Annotated in this window: 18 protein-coding genes; 11 read left to right on the forward strand and 7 right to left on the reverse strand. The window is 64.9% G+C overall.

The window, feature by feature from the left end:
* The first annotated feature begins 18 nt into the window (after positions 1 to 18).
* The 5 genes from ilvD (at position 19) to QHC67_RS01645 (ending at position 5,527) form a co-directional block, all read left to right on the forward strand.
* Positions 19 to 1,740, forward strand: a complete 1,722-nt coding sequence (gene ilvD, locus QHC67_RS01625) for a dihydroxy-acid dehydratase (RefSeq protein WP_319290233.1) — start codon at positions 19 to 21, stop codon at positions 1,738 to 1,740.
* Positions 1,721 to 2,080 (forward strand): hypothetical protein, encoded by a 360-nt coding sequence (locus tag QHC67_RS01630; protein WP_319290235.1) that lies wholly within the window; start codon positions 1,721 to 1,723, stop codon positions 2,078 to 2,080. The genes ilvD and QHC67_RS01630 overlap by 20 nt, the downstream gene beginning before the upstream one ends.
* A complete protein-coding gene (locus QHC67_RS01635; protein WP_319290237.1) occupies positions 2,077 to 3,459 on the forward strand; it encodes an NAD(P)H-hydrate dehydratase in 1,383 nt (460 codons plus the stop codon). Before QHC67_RS01630 ends, QHC67_RS01635 begins: the two co-directional genes overlap by 4 nt.
* A gap of 90 nt (positions 3,460 to 3,549) precedes the next feature.
* Complete coding sequence (locus tag QHC67_RS01640) at positions 3,550 to 4,680, forward strand: class I SAM-dependent RNA methyltransferase (RefSeq protein WP_319290239.1); 1,131 nt, start codon at positions 3,550 to 3,552, stop codon at positions 4,678 to 4,680.
* Between the two features lie 556 nt (positions 4,681 to 5,236).
* Positions 5,237 to 5,527, forward strand: coding sequence for a GIY-YIG nuclease family protein (locus QHC67_RS01645; RefSeq protein ID WP_319290242.1), 291 nt, complete (start codon positions 5,237 to 5,239; stop codon positions 5,525 to 5,527).
* Positions 5,528 to 5,783: 256 nt separating this feature from the next.
* On the opposite strand, the gene QHC67_RS01650 is transcribed toward QHC67_RS01645, so the two are convergent.
* The 3 genes from QHC67_RS01650 to QHC67_RS01660 all read right to left on the reverse strand — a co-directional run bounded on the left by QHC67_RS01650 (position 5,784) and on the right by QHC67_RS01660 (position 9,521).
* Entirely contained in the window at positions 5,784 to 6,977 is a 1,194-nt protein-coding gene (locus QHC67_RS01650) for a type III PLP-dependent enzyme (protein WP_319290244.1), read from the reverse strand.
* A 137-nt stretch (positions 6,978 to 7,114) separates the two neighbouring features.
* A complete protein-coding gene (locus tag QHC67_RS01655; protein ID WP_319290246.1) occupies positions 7,115 to 8,287 on the reverse strand; it encodes a carboxynorspermidine decarboxylase in 1,173 nt (390 codons plus the stop codon).
* Positions 8,288 to 8,315: 28 nt separating this feature from the next.
* A complete protein-coding gene (locus QHC67_RS01660) occupies positions 8,316 to 9,521 on the reverse strand; it encodes a saccharopine dehydrogenase family protein (RefSeq protein ID WP_319290248.1) in 1,206 nt (401 codons plus the stop codon).
* Positions 9,522 to 9,582: 61 nt separating this feature from the next.
* Here QHC67_RS01660 and QHC67_RS01665 point away from each other — a divergent pair, with 61 nt between their 5' ends.
* From QHC67_RS01665 to QHC67_RS01680, 4 genes are all read left to right on the forward strand, one after another.
* The gene (locus QHC67_RS01665; protein ID WP_319290250.1) at positions 9,583 to 10,569 is read left to right on the forward strand and encodes a threonine/serine dehydratase; all 987 of its coding nucleotides are present in this window, start codon (positions 9,583 to 9,585) and stop codon (positions 10,567 to 10,569) included.
* A gap of 31 nt (positions 10,570 to 10,600) precedes the next feature.
* Positions 10,601 to 11,179 carry a sigma-70 family RNA polymerase sigma factor gene (locus QHC67_RS01670; protein ID WP_319290252.1) on the forward strand — a complete coding sequence of 193 codons (579 nt, stop codon included), beginning with the start codon at positions 10,601 to 10,603 and terminating at the stop codon, positions 11,177 to 11,179.
* The gene (locus tag QHC67_RS01675; protein WP_319290254.1) at positions 11,172 to 11,903 is read left to right on the forward strand and encodes an anti-sigma factor domain-containing protein; all 732 of its coding nucleotides are present in this window, start codon (positions 11,172 to 11,174) and stop codon (positions 11,901 to 11,903) included. Before QHC67_RS01670 ends, QHC67_RS01675 begins: the two co-directional genes overlap by 8 nt.
* Positions 11,904 to 12,028: 125 nt before the next feature.
* The gene (locus tag QHC67_RS01680) at positions 12,029 to 12,586 is read left to right on the forward strand and encodes a fasciclin domain-containing protein (protein ID WP_319290255.1); all 558 of its coding nucleotides are present in this window, start codon (positions 12,029 to 12,031) and stop codon (positions 12,584 to 12,586) included.
* A 78-nt stretch (positions 12,587 to 12,664) separates the two neighbouring features.
* Here QHC67_RS01680 and QHC67_RS01685 read toward each other — a convergent pair whose 3' ends face one another.
* From QHC67_RS01685 to murI, 4 genes are all read right to left on the reverse strand, one after another.
* The gene (locus QHC67_RS01685) at positions 12,665 to 14,269 is read right to left on the reverse strand and encodes a cisplatin damage response ATP-dependent DNA ligase (RefSeq protein WP_319290257.1); all 1,605 of its coding nucleotides are present in this window, start codon (positions 14,267 to 14,269) and stop codon (positions 12,665 to 12,667) included.
* Positions 14,262 to 15,263 carry a ligase-associated DNA damage response exonuclease gene (locus QHC67_RS01690; protein ID WP_319290259.1) on the reverse strand — a complete coding sequence of 334 codons (1,002 nt, stop codon included), beginning with the start codon at positions 15,261 to 15,263 and terminating at the stop codon, positions 14,262 to 14,264. The genes QHC67_RS01685 and QHC67_RS01690 overlap by 8 nt, the downstream gene beginning before the upstream one ends.
* A 46-nt stretch (positions 15,264 to 15,309) precedes the next feature.
* Positions 15,310 to 16,530: a 5-aminolevulinate synthase gene (hemA, locus tag QHC67_RS01695; protein ID WP_319290261.1), complete on the reverse strand. Its 1,221-nt coding sequence runs from the start codon at positions 16,528 to 16,530 to the stop codon at positions 15,310 to 15,312.
* Between the two features lie 111 nt (positions 16,531 to 16,641).
* Positions 16,642 to 17,445 (reverse strand): glutamate racemase, encoded by an 804-nt coding sequence (gene murI, locus QHC67_RS01700; RefSeq protein ID WP_319290264.1) that lies wholly within the window; start codon positions 17,443 to 17,445, stop codon positions 16,642 to 16,644.
* Between the two features lie 130 nt (positions 17,446 to 17,575).
* On the opposite strand from murI, the gene plsY reads away from it, so the two are divergent.
* The gene (plsY, locus tag QHC67_RS01705) at positions 17,576 to 18,175 is read left to right on the forward strand and encodes a glycerol-3-phosphate 1-O-acyltransferase PlsY (protein ID WP_319290266.1); all 600 of its coding nucleotides are present in this window, start codon (positions 17,576 to 17,578) and stop codon (positions 18,173 to 18,175) included.
* A gap of 4 nt (positions 18,176 to 18,179) precedes the next feature.
* Entirely contained in the window at positions 18,180 to 19,259 is a 1,080-nt protein-coding gene (dprA, locus tag QHC67_RS01710; protein ID WP_319290268.1) for a DNA-processing protein DprA, read from the forward strand.
* The last annotated feature ends 3 nt before the right edge of the window (positions 19,260 to 19,262 follow it).

The following is a 19,262-nucleotide window of genomic DNA, read 5'->3' on the forward strand; positions in this document are numbered from 1 at the left end:
CGCACAGAAGGGCCGATCATGACACATACGTTCGACAAGTCGAAGCTACCCAGCCGTCACGTTTCGGTGGGACCGGAGCGCGCGCCGCATCGCAGCTACTACTACGCGATGGGGCTGACCGAAGAAGAGATTGGCCGCCCCTTCGTGGGCATCGCGTCGGCTGGTAACGACAGCGCGCCCTGCAACACGACCCTGAACGCACAGGCAGATATCTGCCGGGACGGCGTGAACCGTGGCGGGGGGATGCCGCGCCGCTTCAATACCATCACCGTCACCGATGGCATTGCCATGGGGCATCAGGGCATGAAAAGCTCGCTGGTGAGCCGCGAAGTGATCGCCGATTCCGTCGAGCTTTCCGTGCGCGGCCATTGCTACGATGCGCTTGTGACTTTCGCCGGGTGCGACAAGTCGCTGCCGGGCATGATGATGGCGATGTTGCGCCTCAACGTGCCTTCGATCTTCGTTTATGGCGGATCGATCCTGCCGGGTCGCTTCCATGACAAGGACGTCACCGTCGTCGACGTGTTCGAGGCGGTGGGTCAGCATGCCGCGGGCAATTGTCCGCTGAAGGAACTGACGGCGCTGGAAAAGGTGGCGTGCCCCGGTCATGGCGCCTGCGGTGGCCAGTTTACGGCCAACACCATGGCGTGCGTCGGCGAAGCCATCGGGCTCTCCCTGCCGAACAGCAACATGGCCCCGGCACCTTACAAGAGCCGCGAAGAGATTGCGCTGGCGGCGGGCGAACAAGTGATGGAATTGCTCGCGCGCAACATCCGCCCGCGCGATATCTGCACGCGTGATGCGTTCGAGAATGCGGCACGTGTGGTCGCTGCTACTGGCGGGTCTACGAACGCCGGTCTGCACCTTCCGGCGATGGCCCATGAGGCGGGGATAGACTTCGACCTGTTCGACGTGGCCGAGATTTTCAAGACGACGCCTTATATCGCCGACCTGAAGCCAGGCGGACGCTACGTTGCGAAGGACATGCACGATGCGGGCGGCGTCTACATGCTGATGAAGACGATGCTGGACAACGGATTGCTGCATGGCAATTGCCTGACGGTTACAGGCAAAACGCTGGGAGAGAACATCGATCAGGTGATCTGGAACCCCGATCAGAAAGTCATCTACGACGTGAAGACTCCCCTCAGCCCCACGGGCGGCGTCGTGGGCCTGCGCGGAACGCTCGCCCCGGATGGCGCAATCGTGAAGGTCGCGGGCATGCACCGGCTGCAATTCACAGGTCCCGCACAAGTGTTCGATTGCGAGGAGGATTGCTTCGTGGCTGTCGAGGATCGCAAGATTGCCGAAGGTTCGGTCATCGTCATCCGGTACGAAGGGCCCAAGGGCGGTCCCGGCATGCGCGAAATGCTCTCGACCACTGCGGCGCTCTATGGACAGGGCTTGGGCGAGAGTGTGGCGCTGATCACGGATGGGCGTTTTTCCGGCGCGACGCGTGGCTTCTGCATCGGCCACGTCGGTCCGGAAGCGGCGGAAGGCGGCCCGATCGCGCTCGTGCAGGATGGCGATATCATCGCGATTGACGCCGAAGCTGGCACCATCGACCTGATGGTGGACGATGCCGTGCTGGCCGAACGCCGCGCCGCCTGGAAGCCGCGTTCGCATGATTATCAGTCGGGCACGCTTTGGCGCTTTGCTCAGAATGTCGGTCCGGCCTATCAGGGTGCGGTGACGCATCCCGGAGGCAAAGCCGAAACCCATGTCTACGCGGACATCTGAAAGCCTGCTCGCCGCAGCCGTGCTCGTCCTGAGCGGCTGCGGCCAGAGTGAACCTCTTGCCAAGGTCGATCCCAAAGCGCCCGACACCGTTGCATGCCAATTGGCGGGGGCAGCCGAGCCACAGCCAGTCTGCCGGAGCGAAATAGCGGGAGACCTGTTGACGATCAGGCATCCGGATGGCGGATTTCGGCGCTTCCGGATCATGACGGATGGGCATGGCCTGGTTGCCGCAGATGGCGCGGAGCCCGCGCGTGTGACGATTACGGACCGCAACCGCATCGCCGTAGAGGTTGGTGGCGATCGATACGATTTGCCCGCGACGGTCGCCGCCAAGCGATGACCGGCACGGCCATATTGACGGCCGAACAGATGCGGGCGGCGGAGCAGACGTTCTTTGCGACCGGCATTCCCGAATATGACGTGATGGAGCGGGCTGGTGCTGCCGCGGCCGATATTATCTGGCGGGCGGGCGGCATGCGTGGCGTGCTGGTGCTGTGCGGGCCGGGCAATAACGGGGGCGACGGCTTCGTTATCGCGCGGCTGCTGCGGGATAGAGGCGTCGCGGTTCGCTTGGCTGCTTTGGGCGACAGCCGCACTGCTTCGTCGCAGCAGGCGCGGGCGCTGTGGGGCGGGCCGGTCGAGAACATCGCCGACGCGCTCCCTTCCAGTCAGGTCGTCGATGGGTTGTTCGGCACGGGTTTGTCGCGGGGGCTGGACGATGAGCTTGCCAGGCGGCTGGGGGAACTCGCAAGCGCGGCCAGCCGCACGTACGCCATCGATCTGCCGAGCGGAGTGGGGACCGACGATGGCGTGCTCCTGTCGGCTGTGCCGCGGTTCGATGTCTGCATCGCCCTTGGCGCGCTCAAGCCAGCGCATGTTCTTCACCCCGCTGCTTCGCGGTTTGGACGGCTCGTCTGCGCCGATATCGGTATAGCGGCTGAAGACGCGCCGGTCAGGCTGCTCGCGGCGCCGAAGCTGAATGCGCCAGCGCCGGACGCACATAAATATACGCGTGGTCTGGTGGCCGTTCTCGGCGGCGCCATGCCAGGGGCTGCGGCGCTCGCGGCATTGGCGGCGGCGCAGGGCGGCGCGGGTTATGTGCGGCTGATCACGCCGGAGCACGCCGCTGGCCTGCCGCACGCGATCGTTCAGCATCTCGGGGTCCTTGAGGCAGGTTTTGCCGATCCCCGGATTGCGGTTAGCCTGATGGGTCCGGGCCTTGGTCGGGATGATGCGGGGATCGCTCGAATGACGCCGGCGCTGGCGGCGGGGCATCCTGTGGTGCTTGACGCAGACGGACTGCTGGCTCTGAAGACGCTCGGCTTCGGGGCGCTTCCTGCACAGGCGATCCTTACGCCGCATCAGGGTGAATTCGATGCACTGTTCGGGCCTCTGCCCGGCAGTGCCATCGCGCAGGCGCAGGCTGCCGCCTCCCGGTCCGGTGCGGTTGTGATCCTGAAGGGCGCGCATAGCATCATCGCTGCGCCGGATGGCCGTATCGCCGTTTCGCCGCGTGCGTCGTCCTGGCTTTCCACGGCCGGGACGGGAGATGTGCTCGGCGGTCTGTGCGCGGCGCGGCTGGCCGTGACGGGTGATCCCTTCCGTGCGGCGTGCGAGGCAGTGTGGCTGCATGGCGATGCGGCGCGGCGGGCGGGGGCGGCATTTGTCGCGGATGAATTGATTGCGCACCTGCCAGCGGCTATCGCGGCCCGCCTGTAGCCCAAGGATAAGACGCTGACTGACTCCGATCTCATAATCCGCCTCGCTGCCAAAGGCGATGGCGTAACGGGCGATGGCCGCCATGTGCCGATGAGCGCGCCGGGCGACCGACTGGAGCCGGGCGGCGGCGCGGGGCTGATTCGAGGTGCGCATCATATCGACCCGCCGTGCCGCCATTACCCGATCTGCGGCGGATGCCAGTTGCAGCATGTCGATGACGAGAGCCTGTCCGATTTCGTCCGCGACCGCGTGGTCGGTGCGCTGATGGGGCAGGGCGTCACGCCGGGTCTCGTCCATGCGCCGCATATCTCTCCGCCCAACAGCCGCCGCCGGGCATCGCTGCGGGCGGCGCGGTTCGGCAAGAACCTGCACCTGGGCTTCGCCAGCGAGGGCAGCCACCGCATCGTCGACATGCAAATGTGCTTCGTCCTGCACCCGGCTTTGTTCGCGCTGGTCGCGCCGATCCGGACGCTGCTGCACCCGATGGTGAGCGACCGGCGGGCGGTGCATGTGCGCATGACGCTGACCGACCAGGGCGTCGACCTGCTGCTGGAGGGCATCGAGGTCGAGGGGCTGGCCGCCACCGAGGCACTGACGGACTTTGCCCAGGCGTACAGGCTGGCGCGGCTCACCATCGACGATGGCTACGGGCCGCAGACGCGCTGGGAGCCGGACCCCGTCACCGTCAGCTTTGGCGGCGTCGCGGTGCCGTTCCCGCCCTTCGCTTTCCTGCAGGCGACGGCCGATGGCGAGGCGGCTTTGGTGGAGGCGGTGCGGCCCGCCATCGGCCCTGCGGCGCGGTTTGCCGACCTGTTCAGCGGGCTCGGAACCTTCGCCTTGTCATTGCGCGCGGGCAAGGCCGTGTATACGGCGGAAGGCGCGCGCGATCTGGTGCTGGCGCTGAAAAGCGGCGCGAACCGGAGCGGGCGGCAGATGGCGGTCGATCATCGGGACCTGTTCCGCAGGCCGCTAATGCCCGCCGAACTGGAGCGCTTCGACGCGATCCTGCTCGATCCGCCGCGTGCCGGCGCGCGGGAGCAGGCGATGCAGCTGGCGCAGTCGCAGGTGCCGGTGATCGCCTATGTATCGTGCAATCCGGGCAGCTTCGCACGCGATGCCAAGCTGCTCGTAGAGGCAGGCTATGTGCTGGAGAGCGTGCAGCCGGTGGGGCAATTCCGCTGGTCGACGCATGTGGAGCTGGCGGGCGTGTTCCGGCGGTAGCGGGTCGCGCTGCAGGGGCTGTTGGGCCGGAAGGTGACAAAGGTGACACTACGTCACCCCCCGGTTGGGCTCTTTTCGGGGTTGCCGGGCGTGCTGTTGACCAGCTTCGACAGCGGCTGAAGAACGGTTGCGTCGGCGCTATAGTTGATCGCGTGGTGCATCATTTTTTCTCCTCCACCACAAAGTTCAGGCAGCCTAAGATCCGCGCTTGAGGATCGTGTGCAGCCCTCCGGCTGCGTTCGGGGCAGCGTGGTGGCGTTGCCAGCCGTTGTGCCCACGGATTAGATTGCCGCTGCTCGTTTGCAGTCGATCTGCCACTCGCCACCGGCCATAAATTGCTGGAAGGGGATGCGGCATGGACTGCGTGCAGCGCGTCAGGCTAGTGGCACGGGAGACGGAGTAGCGGATGGGGTGCGCTGTAGGACAGGGGAATATCGGGGAGGGGTGGGAAGCGGACTGGCGGTTTTCCAGCGCAAACGCCACGACAGCGGACATAAACCCCTCCGTCATGCCAGCGAAGGCTGGCATCTCAGGCGGCGGCGCGCAACAGTAGGGCATGGCGCGAGGCGGCTACACCTACATTATGACCAACAAGGCGAGAGGCGTGCTTTATATCGGCGTCACCGCCAGCCTGGTGGCACGCATCGAGCAACACCGGACCGGCACCGGTTCGGCCTTCTGCAAGAAATATGGGCTGACGCGCCTCGTTCTGGCGGAGGCACATGACAACATCACACGCGCCATTGCCCGCGAAAAGGCGCTCAAGGCATGGAAGCGCGAATGGAAAATCCGGCTCGTGGAGGAGAGCAATCCTGATTGGCGCGATATTTCAGACCTCATTCTCTGACCGCCTGAGACCCCAGCCTTCGCTGGGGTGACGAATAAGGGTGAGGGTCTGCTTTGGTGAACGCGAAGCTACGGCGTAAATGACGAGCTTTGGTCGTTTTCCGTCCCCCTGCGACAGCAGGAATCCCGCTCCAGCTTTTCGCGTAAAGTAAAGCGGGACCCCTGCCTTTGCGGGGGTGACGGTGGAGAGGCGCTCACAAAAAATCCCCCGCCGGTTAGGGCGGGGGACTATGCGGTTGTCTTGGAATGCCTGAGCCTTACTGCCCCAGCTTCACCACATTCGAGCGGCGGGGTGCCTCCACTTCTTCGCGGTACAGGCTGGCCATGGGTTCGTCGTCGACCGCGACGATGGTTTCCGAGGAGAAGCCGTTGAACACCGTCCGCATCGCGCAGCCATAGGCGCCGAGCATGCCGATCTCGATGTAATCGCCGACCTTCACGTCCGCGGGCAGCATGAACGGGCCGACCATGTGATCCATGTCGTCGCAGGTCGGGCCGTAGAAGCTGAAGCCCTTGGTCTCCGCGGCGCTTTCTTCCTCGCGCAGCAGAGTGACCGGGAAGCGCCAGCCGACATGTGCGGCGTCGAACAGCGCGCCGTAAGCGCCATCGTTGATATAGAGTTCGTCGCCGCGACGACGCTCTACCCGCACGATCAGCGAGCTGTATTCCGCCGACAGGGCACGGCCCGGCTCGCACCAGAGTTCCGACGAGTAGGACACCGGCAGGCTCTCGAAGCCGCGGTGGATCGCGTCGAAATAGAGTTCCAGCGCGGGCGGTTCCATGCCGGGATAGATCGAGGGGAAGCCGCCGCCGACATCGATGATGTCCACCGTGACGGCTGCCTCGACGATCGCGGCGCGGACGCGCTCGATGGCCTGAGTGTAGGCGTGCGGGCTCATCGCCTGGCTGCCGACGTGGAAGCAGATGCCAAGCGCATCGGCTGCCTGACGGGTGGCCATCAGCAGTTCCCTGGTCTCGCCGACTTCCGCGCCGAATTTCGACGCGAGGCTGAGTTCGGCGTAGTCCGACGACACGCGCAGGCGGACGCACAGTTCCAGATCGGTGGCGTCGCCGGTGGCGCGCATGATCTTTTCCAGCTCGTCGATGGTGTCGAGCGAGAAGGTGCGGACGCCATGCGTATGGTATGCTTCGGCGATCGCTTCCTCGGCTTTCACCGGGTGCATGAAGCACAGCTTCGCTTCCGGCAGAGTGTGCGCGACGAGGCGGACCTCGACGATCGAGGCAACGTCGTAATGCGTGATTCCGCTGTCCCACAAGGTCCGGAGCAGGTCCGGCGAGGGATTGGCCTTTACGGCGAACAGCGAGCGCCCCGGAAACTTCTCAGCGAAGAACCGGGCGGCGCGGGCGGCTGCCTGCGGGCGAATAAGCGTTACCGGGGCTGCCGGTTTGAGGGCAATTGCTACCCCCAGCGCGCTGGGATGCTCGTACAATTCAAGGGACCTCCAGTGTAGTTCAAGGGCATTAAAGCTGCCTTGCGGTGGAAGTCCCATGGGGCAGCGGACGGCCGATATATGGCCAGCGCCCCCCCCTGTAAAGCGCTGTTATGAAAAAACTTGTAACCAGCCTGTCATGAAAGCCGGGACTTGAAATCCTGATAGCCGAAGCTGCGGATTTCCCTGAGTTCTCCAGTGTCGCTGTTCCACAAATAGATGCTCGGCAGGGGGACGCCGTTGAAGGTGTTGGTCTTCACCATGGAGTAATGCGCCTGATCGAGGAAAGCGATCCGCGCGCCGGGTTCGACCGTGGCGGGAACGCGGTAGTCGCCGATGATGTCGCCTGCGAGGCAGGATGGCCCGCCGAGGCGCGTGGCGGTCCCCTCGGTCAGTTCGCCCAGCATGGCGGGGCGATACGGGGCCTCGATGACGTCGGGCATGTGGCAGGTCGCGGAGATGTCGGTGATGGCGACGGGCATGCCGTTGTCGATGACGTCCAGTACTTCGCCGACGAGGATGCCAGCGTCGAGCGCCATCGCTTCGCCGGGTTCGAGGTAGAGCGTGAGCCCGCTTTCCTGTTTGATCTGCTGGAGGAATTCGACCAGCGAATCGCGTTGGTAATCGGCGCGGGTGATATGGTGGCCGCCGCCGAAGTTGAGCCATGTGAGCTGGCCGAAATATTGCGCGATGAAGGGTTCCACGACGCGCCACGTCCGCTCCAGCGGCAGGAAGTCCTGCTCGCAGAGGGTGTGGAAGTGGAGGCCGGAGACGCCTTCCAGATGCTCCGGTTTCAGCTGGTCGAGCGGGAAGCCAAGGCGGCTATGCGGCTGACAGGGATCATATTTCGCGACTTCGCCCTCGGCATGGAGGGGGTTGATGCGCAGGCCGATGTCGAACGTCTCGCCCGCGCGGCGGGCGGCGTCGATCTGCGGCTTGAAGCGGGCGATCTGATAGGGGCTGTTGAAGACGACGTGATCGGAGATGCGCAGGATTTCGGGCAGGTCCTGCGCCTTGTAGCCTGCGCAATAGGTCGCGACTTCGCCCCTATATTCCTCGCGGCCGAGGCGCGCTTCGTAGATGCCGGACGCGCAGACGCCGTCCAGATATTCGCCGACGACGCCGCCCAATGACCACATCGAGAACGCCTTCAACGCGCCGAGCATACGGATGCCCGCGCGGTCGCGCACGTCTTTCAATATGGCGAGGTTCCGGCGCACCGCGGCCTCGTCCACCACGAAGCTGGGCGAGGGGACGCGGTTCAAGTCGAAATGCGCGAAGGCTCCGGGATCGCCGGCGCGGGTTTCCATGTGCTTTATCCTTTGGGCGGAAAGGCGCTTAAAATTGTAGCGGGCCGTCCAGTTCCTTCACCTGCCAGGGCAGGCCGTGATCGTTCAGCATATCCATGAAGGGATCGGGATCGAACTGCTCCATGTTGAAGACGCCGGCGCCATTCCACGCGCCGGTCAGGATCATCGCCGCGCCGATCATCGCGGGGACGCCGGTGGTGTAGCTGACCGCCTGATTGCCGGTCTCGGCATAGGCGTCCTCATGGTCGCAGACGTTCCAGATGTAGAAGGTCTTCGCTTCGCCATCCTTGGTGCCGGTCGCGATGTCGCCGATGTTGGTCTTGCCCTTGGTCGTTTCGCCGAGCGAGGAGGGTTCGGGCAGCACGGCTTTCAGGAACTGTAGCGGGATGATTTCCTTGCCCTCGTACAGTACCGGATCGATGCGGGTCATGCCGACATTCTGCAACACTTCCAGATGCTTGAGATAGGCATCTCCGAAGGTCATCCAGAAGCGGATGCGCTTTATCTCGGGGAGGTGCGTCTTCAGCGACTCCAGTTCCTCATGGTACATCAGGTACATGTTCTTGGGGCCGACCTGCTCGAAGTCGAAGCTCTGCTTGTGGCTCAAGGGCGGGGTTTCGACCCACTGGCCATTCTCCCAGTGGCGCGCGACGGCCGTCACTTCGCGGATGTTGATTTCCGGGTTGAAGTTGGTGGCGAAGTGCTGGCCATGGTCGCCGCCATTGCAGTCCAGGATGTCGAGCGTCTCGATCGTGTCGAGATGATGCTTCTTGAGGTAGGTCGCGAACACGCTGGTGACGCCGGGATCGAAGCCCGATCCCAGCAGCGCCATCAAACCGGCTTCCCTGAAGCGGTCCTGATAGGCCCATTGCCAGTGATATTCGAACTTGGCTTCGTCGCGCGGTTCGTAGTTCGCGGTGTCCATGTAATGCACGCCGGTCTTCAGGCACGCGTCCATGATCGACAGGTCCTGATAGGGCAGCGCGAGGTTCACGACGAGTTTCGGCTGGACCTGCGCGATCAGGGCGGCGGTCGCGTCGACATCGTCGGCGTCCACTTGCGCGGTCTTGATGGTGACGCCGGTGCGCGCCTTCACTGATTCGGCGATGGCGTCGCACTTCGCGACCCGGCGGCTGGCCAGCGTGATATCGCTGAAGATGTCAGGGTTCATCGCCATCTTGTGAACGGCTACCGATCCGACGCCGCCTGCGCCGATGACAAGGACCTTGCTCAATCTATTGCTCCATGCTGGAAACGCGGAACCCCGCGCGAATGCGCCCATATAGGGATGAACGATGACAGCGCAAAGACTAGGGCAAAGTCAGGCCCGCAGAACGCCGACGCTGGAGGGGGTGAAGCGCGCGGCGAAGAAGATCGCCGCCATCCTGCCGCCGACGCCGCTGCTCCCGCTGGAGGTCGAGGGGCGGACGATCTGGTGCAAGGCGGAGTCGCTCCAGCCCATCGGTGCGTTCAAGATCCGGGGTGCTTGGCACCGGCTGTCGGATCTGTCGGACGAGGAGCGGGCGGCGGGCGTGGTCGCCTTCTCGTCCGGAAATCACGCGCAGGGCATCGCCTGGAGTGCGCGCCGACTGAGGATAAGCGCGACTATCGTAATGCCTGCGGATGCGCCTGTAGCGAAGATGGAGGCGACGCGCGCCATGGGTGCGCAGATCGTCACCTACGACCGCATGACGGAAAACCGTGAGGCCATTGCGGCGCGGCTGGCCGGGGAGCGCGGCGCGGTGCTGGTGCCAAGCTTCGACGATCCCTGGGTGGTCGAAGGGCAGGGGAGTGCCGCTCTGGAAGCGGCTGCGCAATTGCGGGCGATGACCGGGAAAAGTCCGACGCAGCTTGTGGTGTGTTGCGGTGGCGGGGGCCTTGCCAGCGGATGCGCGCTGGCGCTGCCGGACGCGAAGATCGTGATCGTGGAGCCGGAGGGCTGGGACGACTTCGGCGAGTCCCTGCGGCGCGGGGAGATCGTGCCGGTCGGTCCCAATCCCCCGCCCACTCGCTGCGACGCGCTGCAGACATTGCGGACGTCTCCGCTCACCTTCGACATTCTCCATGATCGCGGTGCGACCGGCGTGAGCGTGAGCGAAGCCGAGACCGCTGCGGCTATGCGCGTCGCCATGACGTCACTGGGCCTGGTGCTGGAGCCGGGCGGCGCGGTTGCGTTGGCGGCAGTGCTTTCCGGGAAAGTTGGCGCGGACGATGCCACCGTGGTCACGCTTTCGGGGCGCAACGTCGATCCTCACATCTTCGCCAGCATGATCGCTGCTTGAAAAGCTGGGCGCGGGCCGTAGTGTCGCGCCCGTGAGCGATGCCGATCCCATATCCGCAGCCGATGCGGCCCGAATCCGGCTGGTCGCCGCTCTATCGGGAGTCGCGCGGCAGGATCGCGCGGCGCTGCGGCAGGTCTATGAAATGACCTCCGCGAAACTTTTTGGAATATGTCTCCGTATATCCAGTGACCGAGGGGCGGCGGAGGACATCTTGCAGGACGTGTACATCAAGGTTTGGAACCGGGCGGGGCGGTTCGATGCTGACCGGGCCAGTCCGATAACCTGGCTGTGCGCGATCGCCCGGAACACGGCCATCGATTGGCAGCGCGCCTCGGGCCGCGTAGCCGTCGCGCCGGAGGAAGCCGCCTATGCCGTGGCGGACGACCGCATCCGTGCCGATCAGGGCATCGAGCAGGATCAGCAGACCGCGCGCATCCATCATTGTCTGGGTGAACTTGAAGAACGGCAGGGTGCGGCGATCCGTGCCGCGTTCTTCGACGGGCTGACCTATGCGGATATCGCCGCGCGGATGGATGTGCCGCTGGGGACGATGAAAAGCTGGGTCCGGCGCGGGCTGCAACGCCTGAAGGGATGCCTCGGCGATGACTGAGACGCCCCAGCTCCCGCCCGAAGATATGCCTGAAGACCGGAGTTCCCTCGCGGCCGAGTTGGCTCTGGGGGTTTTGACGGGTGCCGAGAAGGCGGCGGCATTGCGTCTCCAGCTTGCCGATCCTGCTTTTGCAGAGGAAGTTACGGCATGGGACAAGCGTCTGGCGCCGCTATATTTGGATTTTGCCGAGCAGGCGCCTCCGCCTGAGACGTGGCGCGGGATATCGGCGCGGCTTGATGGCCCCGCTGTGGATACATCCGGGTTGATCCGGCGACTGCAGGCATGGCGCACGGGTGCATTGCTGTCCGGCGCCTTGGCGGCTTCGCTGGCGGCGATGCTGCTGGTTCGTCCATCCGTCGCACCGCCAGCCCCGGCTCCGCAAGTCGCACCGCAGATGGCAGTGGCGCAGATGGTCAGTCCCAAGGCGGACATGATGGTGGTCGCCCGCTACGATGCCGCCACGGCGCAGTTGAAGCTGCGCGCCGACAATATGCCGCAGGGGGAATTGTCGCCGGAACTCTGGGTGATACCGGCAGATGGCAAGCCCCGTTCGCTGGGCTTTATCTCCCCGACGGGCACGACGCGCATGGCAGTGTCTCCGAAGATGCGAATCATGCTGGAGGACGGCGTGACGCTCGCGATCACCATGGAGCCGCCCGCAGATACTCCGCATGATTCGCCGAGCAGCGCGCCCGTGGCCGCGGGCAAGATCACCGTCATCTGATTTCTCGGGCCTCGATTGCCCCCGGCGCGATTTATCTCCGCCCCTCTGCATCCTTCTCGCAAATGCCCGCGTAGCTGAACGGCACCCGGCGCACCGGCGTGCCTAACAGGAAGGATGCCCTCCCAATGAATTCTCATTTCTCAAAGCTTTCGCTGTCGCTCGCCGGAGCCATGTTGCTCGCCGGCGGCAGCGTCGCTTCCGCCAAGAACCCGATGGTCGGCGGCGCTGCCATGTATCCCACCAAGGATATCGTGGACAACGCAGTCAACTCCAAGGATCACACGACGCTGGTTGCAGCCGTCGAGGCGGCAGGACTGGTCGATACGCTGAAGGGCGCGGGGCCGTTCACGGTATTCGCCCCGACCAACGCTGCCTTTGCAAAGCTGCCCGCCGGAACGGTGGATACGCTGGTGAAGCCGGAGAACAAGGCGGCGCTGACCAACATCCTGACCTATCATGTCGTGCCGGGCCGCTTGACCGCCGCCGAGATCGAGAAGCAGGCGAAGGCCGGCAAGGGCATGGCGCACCTCACCACCGTCCAGGGCGAGATGCTGATGGTATCGAAGGAAAATGGCGGCTGGTATCTGACCGATGCGAAGGGCGGCAAGTCGAAGATCACCATCCCCAACGTGATGCAGTCCAATGGCGTCATCCATGTCATCGATACGGTTCTGATGCCCTGAACCCGACGACGACTTGACGCCTTGGAATGCTGCGAGCCCGCCGACTATCCCCTTGTCGGCGGGCTTTATGCGTGTGGTTCAGCCGATCATCTTGCGCAGGGTCGCGATCATGTCGGCTTCGGCCGCGGGCTTGTCGCGGCGGATGCGGGAGATGCGGGGGAAGCGCATCGCGAGGCCGGATTTGTGCCGCTTGCTTTCGTGGATGGAGTCGAAGGCGACTTCGAGCACCAGAGTCTTTTCGACTTCCCGGACAGGGCCGAAGCGATGGACGGTGTTGCTGCGGACGAAGCGGTCGAGGCCCTTCAACTCCTCATCCGTGAAGCCGGAATAGGCCTTGCCCACGGGGAGCAGTTCGCCGTCCTCGGTCCAGCAGCCGAAGGTGTAATCCGAGTAATAGGACGAGCGTTTGCCGTGGCCGCGCTGGGCGTACATCATCACACAGTCGGCGGTGAGAGGATCGCGTTTCCATTTGTACCAGAGCCCGGCACGACGCCCGGCGACATAGGGGCTGTCGCGGCGCTTGAGCATCACGCCTTCGATCGCGGCGTCGCGGGCGCCTGCGCGGATGTCGCCAAGCGCCTCGAAATCGGGCGCATCGATGACTGCCGATAGGTCGAAGCGCGTGGAGTCGAGAGACGGCATGAACGCTTCGAGACGGGCGCGGCGGTCGGTCCAGCCAAGGGCGCGCAAGTCCTCATCGCCTTCCAGCAACAGGTCGTAGAGCCTTACGAAAGCTGGATATTCTCCCAGCATCTTGCCGGAGACGACTTTGCGGCCGAGGCGCTGTTGAAGCGCGTTGAAGCTGGCCGCCGCGCCGCCATGCGCGTCCGCGCCCTGCACGTCGCCTTTCACCAACAGCTCGCCGTCCAGAACCGCATGGCCAGTGAATGCCTCGGCGACATCGGGAAAGCTGCCGGTGATGTCGTCGCCTGCCCTGCTATAGAGCCGCGTTTCGCTGCCGGTGCCGACGATCTGGACGCGGATGCCGTCCCACTTCCATTCGGCGGCATAGTCGGCGAGGTTGACGCTCTCCTCCTCCAGCGGATGCGCGAGCATAAAGGGGCGGAAAAAGGGCGTGCCCGCCGGATCGGGCTGGCCGCTGCGGCCCTCCAGCCAATCGAACAGGGTAGCATAGGGCGGGGCGAGAGCGTGCCAGCTTTCCTCTATGTCGTCGACCGGCACGTCGAATGCCTGCGCCAGCGCGGTTTTGGCGAGGCGCGAGGATACACCGACGCGGAGCCCGCCGGTCGCGAGTTTCAGCACGGCAAAGCGGCCGCTCGTGTCGAGGTGGTCGAGCATTTCGGCGAGGGCGGCTGGTGCCTCGGCCCGCTTCACGTCGGAAAGGCGCTGCACCACTCCATCCAGCGTCAGCGTGCCATCATCTATGTCTTGGTCGACCACTTCCTGTTCGCGTTTGACCCACAGCAGCGACACTGTCTCGGCCAAGTCACCGACATAATCGCGGCTCATCTCGAACAGCACGGGATCGACGCGATCGCGGATCATCTCGCCGATGGCGGAGGACTTGACGGCCTTGAGGTCCAGCGCGCCGGTCAGCGCCGCCAATGCCCATCCCCGGTCGGGATCGGGCGTCCTGCGCATGTAATCGCCGATCAGCTTCAGCTTGCCGTTGCGCGACGGCGTGTAGACGAGGCCGTCGAGAAGCTGCGCGAATTCACGCATCGTCTTCGTCCTCCCGCCCCACCATGGCGAGGGCGCGGGCGCGGATCTGGCGCATGGCGCACCAGTGGACCAGCGCCTCCTCGCGGCCATGCGTCACCCATGTTTCCGTGGGCGCGACTTCGCGGATGGTGTCGGTGAGTTCTTCCCAGTCGGCGTGGTCGGAGATGACCAGCGGCAATTCGACATTGCGCTGGCGGGCGCGCTGCCGCACGCGCATCCAGCCTGACGCCATGGCGGTGATCGGATCGGGGAGGCGGCGGCTCCAGCGGTCATTGAGCGCGCTGGGCGGGGAGATGACGATGTGGCCGCGCATGTCCTTGGCCGCTACTCCGGCAGCGGGGCGGAGTTCGCCCATCTCGATGCCGAAGTCGGAGTAAAGAGCGCACATCTTCTCCATCGCGCCGTGGATGTAGATGGGCTCCTGATGGCCCCGGTCGCGCAGTTCGCAGATGATGCGCTGGGCCTTGCCCAAAGCATAGGCTCCCACCAGCACGCAGCGTTCGGGATGGCTGTGCAGCGCGCCTAGCAGGCGGTCGATCTCGCTGCCGGTGTCCGGGTGGCGGAATACGGGGAGGCCGAAGGTCGCTTCGGTGACGAAGATGTCGCAGGGCACCGGCACGAAGGCGGGGCAGGTCGGGTCCGGGCGGCGCTTATAATCGCCGGTGACGACGACGCGCTCGCCTGCATGGTCGAGCACGATCTGCGCGGAGCCCAGCACATGCCCGGCGGGGACATAGCGGATGGCGACGTTGCCCAGCGTGAACGTCTCGTCGTAGGCAAGCGGCGTACCGTCCGCCGTGCCGTAGCGCAGCGCCATGATCGCCAGCGTCTCGCGCGTCGCCCAGACATGACCGTGACCGCCGCGCGCATGATCCGCATGACCATGCGTCACGAGCGCGCGATCACGCGGTTGGCTGGGGTCTATCCAGGCATCGGCGGGGCGAACGTAGATGCCGGTCGGGTGCGGCTCTATCCAATGGGGAACGGATGACATGCTCCATCAAGATGGGAGCACATATGTTAGTTCCGCAAGAGTAGTTTTAGGCCGCTTCCGCCAGACGCAGTTCGAGGCGGTCCCAGATCTCGACCAGCGCGGAGACGAGTTCGCGCATCATGGTTTCGTCATGCGCCGGGCCGGGGGTGAAGCGCAGGCGCTCCGTACCACGGGGAACGGTGGGATAATTGATGGGCTGCACGTACACGCCATATTCGGCGAGTAATATGTCGCTGATCCGCTTGGCCTTGACCGGATCGCCGACCATCAGCGGCACGATATGCGTGACCGACGGCATGACGGGCAGGCCCGCGTCCCGCATCAGGGCCTTGAGCTTCGCGGCAGCGGCTTGCTGGCCATCGCGCTCGGCGCTGGAGGCTTTCAGGTGACGGACGCTTGCGAGCGCGCCTGCGACCAGCACGGGCGAAAGCGAAGTGGTGAATATGAAGCCGGGCGCGTAGCTGCGGATCACGTCGATGATCATCTGATCGGCCGCGATGTAGCCGCCCATGACACCGAATGCCTTGCCGAGCGTGCCCTCGATGATGGTCAGGCGGTGAGCGTTTTCGTCACGGTCGGAAATGCCGCCGCCGCGCGCGCCGTACATGCCGACGGCATGTACTTCGTCGAGATAGGTCAGCGCATTGAATTCGTCGGCAAGGTCGCACAGCGCATCGATGGGGGCGACATCGCCGTCCATCGAATAGACGCTTTCGAAGGCGATGAGCTTGGGCGCTTCGGGGTCGGACGCTTCCAGCAATTCGCGCAGGTGAGCGACGTCATTGTGGCGGAACACCTGCTTCTCGCACCCGGAATTACGGATGCCCGCGATCATCGAGGCGTGGTTCAGTTCATCGGAATAGATGATGCAGCCGGGCAGCAGCTTGGCGAGCGTCGACAGCGTGGCTTCGTTCGACACATAGCCGCTGGTGAAGAGCAGCGCGCCTTCCTTGCCATGCAGGTCGGCCAGTTCGCCTTCCAGATCGACGTGGTAATGCGTGTTTCCGCCGATGTTCCGGGTGCCGCCCGACCCTGCGCCGACATCGTGCAGCGCCTCTTCCATGGCGGATACTACGGCAGGATGCTGGCCCATGGCGAGATAATCGTTCGAGCACCAGACAGTGATCGGCTTGGGACCATTATGGCCGTGGAAGCACCGCGCGTTGGGGTAATTCCCCTTGTTGCGGAGAATATCAATGAAGACGCGGTAGCGGCCTTCGCTGTGCAGACGGTCGATCGCCTGGCTGAAGATATGCTTGTAGTTCACGGCGCCGTCCCGACTGCTGCATCCCCTGTGCTTGCGCCATTTAGCCGCGACGTTTGCGATTTACCAGCGATAACCGTTCGCAGAAAGTTCAAGGCTGACAGTTGTGCAGGATTACAGTGCTTCTATGCGGTCCAGCCCGAATTCCCGCAGCGCCGGCGCGAGCGCGCGAGTGGCGTCGTCAAGGCGAGTGAACACCGCCCGTCCGGGGGCATAAGCGCCGGGCCAAGGCTGGCCTTCGGTGAGATAGGCGATGCGGCGGGCTATGCCCGCGCCGCCGTCGACGAAGGTCAGAGTCCGCGGGCTGGCGGCGGCAAGTTCCTGCGTCACCAGCGGAAAATGGGTGCAGGCGAGAACCACCACATCCATTTCATCGCCGCGTGGCTGCGACAGCAGTCCATCGAGGGCGGTCGCCGCAACCGCGGGGTCGAGCGGTTCGCCGCGCAGTTTTGCTTCGGCCAGCGCCACCAGCGCCGCAGAACCGTGGCGCAAGATCGTGCAGTCCGCGCCATGCTCGGCGGCGAGGCGGTCGACATAGGGCTGGCGGACGGTCGCATCGGTGCCAAGGACGCCTATGACGCGAGTCTTCGACTGTTCCGCCGCCGGTTTTATCGCCGGGACGGTGCCGACCACCGGCACGTCGAGAGCCGCCCGTACCGCCGACAGGGCAATGGTCGACGCGGTGTTGCAGGCGATAACGACGAGGCGAGGCCGATAACGCTCTACCAATCGTCCCAGCAAAGCAGGCACGCGGGCGGCGATTTCCGCCTCGCTCTTAGTGCCATAGGGAAATCCCGCCGAGTCCGCCGCATATATGACGGGCGCGGTCGGCAGGCGCTTGCGGGCGGGCTCAAGGATCGAGAGTCCCCCGACGCCGGAGTCGAAAAACAGGATCGGGGCATCGGGCGCGACGGACATAGCCGTTCATTTGATCGTGCGATCCATGAAGTCAACCATGGCGCGCGCGCAATCTGGCCTCTAAAGCACGGGCATATGCTTCATCATCCCGGCTCCTTCGATCGGGATGCCAATTACAGGATTGTCCCTCATGACCTCCTCCTGGCTCGCGCCGATCCTTGCCGCGATCGTCGGCTATGTCCTTGGTTCCATTCCTTTTGGCCTGCTGATCACCCGTTTTTCGGGGGCGGGGGACCTGCGCCAGATCGGATCGGGCAATATCGGCGCGACCAATGTGCTGCGCACCGGGCGCAAGGGGCTAGCCGCGCTGACCTTGCTGTTCGATCTCGCCAAGGGCGCGGCTGCGGTGGCGGTTGGCGGGATGATCGATCCCGCGCATGGGCCAGTGATCGGCGGGGTGATGGCGTTTATCGGCCACTGCTATCCGGTGTGGCTGCGCTTTGCGGGCGGGAAGGGCGTGGCGACGATGATGGGCGTGGTGCTGGCGCTGCACTGGCCGAGCGGACTGCTGTTCGCGGGCGTGTGGATCGGGGCGCTGCTGATCCTGCGCCGGTCTTCGGTCGGCGGCATGTCGGCGGCGGTGAGTGCGCCGATCGGGGCGTGGCTGTGGGGACATCCGCAACTGGCGCAGGCGTTTGCGGGCATGGCGGTGATCGTGCTGTGGCGGCATCGCGCAAACATCGCGCGGCTGATCGCGGGCACGGAGCCCAAAGTCGGCAAGAAGGGCTAGGCAGTTGGAGCAGTCTCGGCTCGACAGCCTGCGCCTGATCCGTTCGCCGCAGATCGGGCCTGTCACCTACCGGCAGTTGATCGGCCGCTTCGGGTCGGCGACCAGGGCGCTTGCAGCGATACCGGATCTGGCGGCGCGGGGTGGCGGCAAAGCGCCGCGCCTTGCGGACATGGCGCTCGTTTTGCGAGAGGTTGAGCGGACGCAGGCGTTGGGCGCGTCCTATCTGTTCCTTGGTGAGGCCGACTATCCGGCGCTGCTGGCGGAGATGGAAACGGCGCCGCCTGCGCTGATCTATCGCGGGGCCCTTTCGCTGGCGAAGCGGCGGTGCGTCGGGATGGTGGGCGCGCGCAATGCTTCGGCGGCGGCCTGCCGGTTTGCACGAATGCTGGCGCAGGGTTTGGGGGCGGAGCGGGTTTCGGTCGTCTCCGGGCTGGCGCGGGGGATTGATACGGCGGCCCATCAGGGGGCGTTGGAAGGCGGGACGATCGGCGTGATCGCCAGCGGGATCGACATTGCCTATCCGCCGGAGAATGGCGCGTTGCAGGAGCAGGTGGCTGCCCAAGGCCTGCTGCTGGCCGAGCAGCCGCCGGGTACGCAGCCGCTGGCGCGGCATTTCCCTTCGCGCAACCGGATCATCGCGGGGCTCTCCGTGGGCACGGTGGTGGTGGAAGCTGCGCCGAAATCCGGGTCGCTGATTACTGCGAGGCTGGCCGGAGAAGCCGGGCGCGACGTCATGGCCGTGCCGGGATCGCCGCTCGATCCGCGCGCGCAGGGGTGCAATCAATTGATTCGCGAAGGCGCGATACTGGTGCAGTCGGTCGCGGACATATTGGAGGCCGTGGGGCCGATCCATGGCGCGATGCTGCGGCAGCCTGTCGATCCTTTCATTCCGGAGATGGCCGACGCCAGCGATGCCGATCGCCGCCGCATCATCGATCTGCTGGGGCCGGTGCCGGTGCCGGTGGATGAACTGATCCGCCAGTCCGGCATCCCGCCTGCGCTCGTCCAGACGGTCCTGCTCGAACTTGAACTGGCCGGACGGGCCGAGCGCCATGCGGGCGGGCGCGTGAGCCTGTTCGGCTGACCG

Source organism: Sphingobium sp., from assembly GCF_033795625.1.
GTDB lineage: Bacteria > Pseudomonadota > Alphaproteobacteria > Sphingomonadales > Sphingomonadaceae > Sphingobium.